This window comes from Rhodovulum sp., from assembly GCF_011048875.1.
Classification (GTDB): domain Bacteria; phylum Pseudomonadota; class Alphaproteobacteria; order Rhodobacterales; family Rhodobacteraceae; genus Rhodovulum; species Rhodovulum tesquicola.
In genome coordinates, this window is record NZ_DSDD01000279.1 from 1 (window position 1) to 3,792 (window position 3,792).

Below are 3,792 nucleotides of genomic sequence, written 5' to 3' on the forward strand. Positions count from 1 at the left end.
ACGCTGTTCCTGTTCCTGACCGCGCCGATCGTCGCGCATTTCATCGCCAAGACCTTCATCCAGGCCAATATCCGCCCCTCGGACGTGCCGCCGACCGGGGGCGAGCATGGCTGGTCGATGTATAACGATCCGCCCTCGGACCGGCGCGAGGAATAGGGCAGGCGCCGGGGCTCAGTAATTCTGGGCCTTTCGGATGCGGTGCATCCGGTCGCTGCGGGAGATGGCCTCGCCGAGGGTGCCGATCCCGGCCCCTTCGAGGACGCCCAGCATGTGGCGGAACACCTCGGCCGTGGCCAGCGCGTCGCCCAGCGCGGTATGGCGGTGCTCGTTGGTGAGCGTGACCCCGAACCGGGTGGCCAGCGCGTCGAGCGTCAGGTCGTCGGCATCCGGGTAGAGCGCGGCGGCCAGCAGGACGGTGCAGAGCGCAGGCTGGTCGAAGCGCAGGCCGATGCGGTCCTCCTTGAGCTTGAGGAAGGCCATGTCGAAGGCGGCGTTATGGGCGACCAGCACCGCCCCCTCGCAATAGGCGTGAAAGCGGCGCCCGGCCTCGACGATGTCGGGGGCAGCGGCGACGCGGGCATTGTCGAGGCCATGCACGGCGGTCGAAGCGGCGGGGATGTGCCGGCCGGGATTGACCAGCATGTCGAAGGCCTCGCCGCGCAGGATGCGGCCGTTGACGATCGGGACGCCGCCGATCTGCACGATCTCGTCGCCCGCGCGGGGTGAAAGGCCCGTGGTTTCGGTGTCGAACACCACGAAGCGCAGTTCGGAGAGCGGCCGCTCGGCGATCTCGTCCGAGACCGGCTGGGGCAGGGTGAAATCGTAGAATTCGGGCCGCGGATCCGTGGGGGTCAGAACCGGCGCCCTGGTGGCCTGGAGCGGCAGCATCAGCCGGTTGCCTGTCGCGGTCGCCTCGGACCACATCTCGGTCCCGTGGCCTTCGAGCGCGTCACGCCCGGTATAGTGCCCGTAGCCCTTGGACAACGGCGCGGCCAGCCAGCGATCGAGCTGACCATCGGGCAGTTCGGGGCCTTTCCAGTCCAGCATCAGGCAGATCTCGCGGTCGCAGGCGCCCGCGCGCAGAACGAAATCGCAGCGCGCCGGGTCGGAGCGCAAGCCACCGATCACGCGCGCCAGAAGCTCGGTGATCGCGAAGCCGTCGCAGCGGATGAACTGGCGTGCGCCCTCGACGCGGAGGTCCTCGGGCAGGCGGGCCTGAAGCGCGTCGAAGATGTCGTCCGAGGCGACCGCGGGCATCGGCCAGCGGCGCGCGGTGGCGGTGCCGTGGCGCTCGGCGATCTCGTGGACCTTGACCACCAGTGCCCCCTGTTCGCGCCGCAACTGTCGGAAAAGGCTCGTCCGCCTGTCCGTGCAGAGGTCGGGATCGGCCTCGATCGCGTCGATCAGCGCGCCAATCGCGGCGGTCGGCCGACGGATCGCCTCGAGCAGGGTGTTGAACAGGTGGTCACGCTCGGCATGGGCGTCGAGATCCTCGGTCGCGTCGTGGAAGATCATGACATAGCCCACGCGGCTGCCATTCACCGCGATCGGGCTGACGCGGGCCACCAGGAAGCGTTCGCCGCAGGCGGTGGCGGCCAGGAATCGCTCGGCCTCGATTTCGCCGCGCGCGGCACGCGCGCCCATCCGGTCGAGCGCGTGGGCCAGAGGTTCGGGTCGCAGGAACGTGGTCAGCCGCCGGTCGAGCCCCAGATCGCCCAGAAGCCCCTGCGCCGCGCGGTTGTAGAGCATGATCCGGTGATCGGGCGTGGCCACTACGACGCCTTCGGCAAGGTCACGCAGCAGCGCCTCGAACATCGCCTTGTCGCGGTTCAGGAGCGCGGTCTTTTCGGCCACGGCGCGATCCTGGGCGGCGCGGGTCTCGGCCAGCGCGTCGTTGATGGCGTTCGCCGCAGGCGCCAGCGCGCCCAGATAGCGGGCGGGTGCTTCGTCGATATCGACGTCGATATCCGCCCGGGCCCGTGTCGCGAGGTCGGCGGCCAGGGCCAGGATCGGGCGGGCGACGTTCTGGTCGAACAGCAGGCCGATCCAGGCCGCCAGCCCCGCCAGGCCGAAGCCCGCGACGGCGCCCGCGATCACGAAACCGTCCGTCGGGCCGCCCGCCCTGGCATGGCCGAGCCACAGGCCCAGGATCAGGATCGCCAGCCCGCCCAGTGCCAGCGCCGCGAAGAACAGCGCGAAGCGGGTTCTCAGCCCAAGCCGTTCATGCATCCAACTCTCCCCCCAGCAACGCGCGGATCTGGGCCGTCAGATCCGCGGTCGCGAAGGGTTTGGTCAGGAACGCGTCCGCCCCGAGTGCCAGACCCTTGCGCCGCTCGACCTCTCCACCGCGCGCGGTCATCATCAGGACCTTGACATCTTTCAGCCGCTCGGTCCGCCGGATCATCTGGCAGATCTCGTAGCCCGAGCGATTGGGCAGCATCACGTCGAGAACCATGAGATCGGGGGGAGCCTCCTCCAGCGCCTTGAGCACCAGATCGCCATCGGCCACGCGGCGCGTGTCATATCCCTCGCGTGCGATCAGGTATTCCAGCGCAAGGGCGATTCCATCCTCGTCCTCGGCCAGCAGAACCGATTTTCGCCCCATGACGCATCCCCCCCCTCAGCTTGTGCTGCCGCAGACGGCGCGAACCAACGGATCGTCGCCGGACAGCGCGCGCCAGTCGGCCCCGCGCGGGTCGGTCAGCGCCGCCTCGGTCGCGTCGGCGCGCGCGGGACGCGCACAATCGACCAGCACCGGCGCAGAACGGGCGGGCTGCCAGCGCGCGAAGAAGTAGAGCGTGACCAGCCGCATCTCGGGCGCATCCTCCCGGCGGGCGGCGCGGGCGATATCGGCCGCCATCAGCCGCGTCGTCTGGGGCAGCAGATAGGTCCAGGGTTTCCACCGGATGGATTGTTCGACGCGCGAGATCTCGACAAGGCCCTCGGGCAGGCCGGCCATGGTCCGCGCGGCCCAGGACTGTTCCGACCAGAGCGCATAGGCCAGCATCGCGAGGCCCGCCGCCACCGGCACCGACCAGCGCGGCAGCCGCTGACCGCTGAGCCGGTTGAGCAGGAACATCACCCCGCCCGCGCCGAACCCGGCGGCCACACTTGCGATCAGTTCCAGAAACATCGTCTATCCCATCACCCCGCGGCCCTGTCCGGCTGCCGATTGCATTGTCTTGATCACCATGAAGGCATCGCGCAGGTGGTTGCGCTCCAGCTCCGACAACTGGCCCGGCGCCATGAAGTTGTCGGCGGGCAGGCCCGCCCGGATCTGGTCGGCCTGGTGGGCGAGCCTTGTCTCGCAGATCAGGTCATAGGCGTCGATCAGGTCATGCGCGCCCGAATGAGAGACCACGCTTGCCTCGCGCGCCGCGACCAGCCGTTCGCGCGTGTTGACCGCCTGCAATTCGCCCTTGAGCGCGTAGACCCGGCCCAGATCGACCACAGGCACCACGCCCGAGAGCTTGAGATCCAGCATGTCCTTGTGTTCGCCCGAGCGGATCAGCGCGAAGCCGCGGAACAGGCCCAGCGGCGGCGTGTGCTTGAGCGAGTTCGAGATCATGTGCGCGACGAAGATCGAGTTCTTGCGCGCCATGGCCAGCGTTTCGGCCTGCAGCTCCTGGAACAGCGCCCGCTCGCCGCCGATCGGGCGCAGGTCGAACATCACCGAGGCCAGCATCTGCGCCTCGTTGTCGGGCTGGGCGATCCAGCCCGAGAAATAGCTGCGCCAGACCCGGCGGGGCTGACGCCAGCGCGGGTTGGTCGCCATCATGTCGCCGGGGCAGT

4 protein-coding genes are annotated in these 3,792 nt (G+C 69.3%); all 4 read right to left on the minus strand.

The window, feature by feature from the left end:
* Positions 1-171: 171 nt before the first annotated feature.
* Positions 172-2,229, minus strand: a complete 2,058-nt coding sequence (locus tag ENN83_RS09790) for a 3'-5' exonuclease (protein WP_287186411.1) — start codon at positions 2,227-2,229, stop codon at positions 172-174.
* A complete protein-coding gene (locus tag ENN83_RS09795; RefSeq protein WP_287186413.1) occupies positions 2,222-2,605 on the minus strand; it encodes a response regulator transcription factor in 384 nt (127 codons plus the stop codon). The genes ENN83_RS09790 and ENN83_RS09795 overlap by 8 nt, the downstream gene beginning before the upstream one ends.
* Before the next feature lie 15 nt (positions 2,606-2,620).
* The gene (locus tag ENN83_RS09800; protein WP_287186415.1) at positions 2,621-3,133 is read right to left on the minus strand and encodes a hypothetical protein; all 513 of its coding nucleotides are present in this window, start codon (positions 3,131-3,133) and stop codon (positions 2,621-2,623) included.
* A gap of 3 nt (positions 3,134-3,136) precedes the next feature.
* A partial coding sequence (locus ENN83_RS09805) for a putative nucleotidyltransferase substrate binding domain-containing protein (RefSeq protein ID WP_287186418.1) occupies positions 3,137-3,792 on the minus strand: 656 nt, incomplete at its 5' end.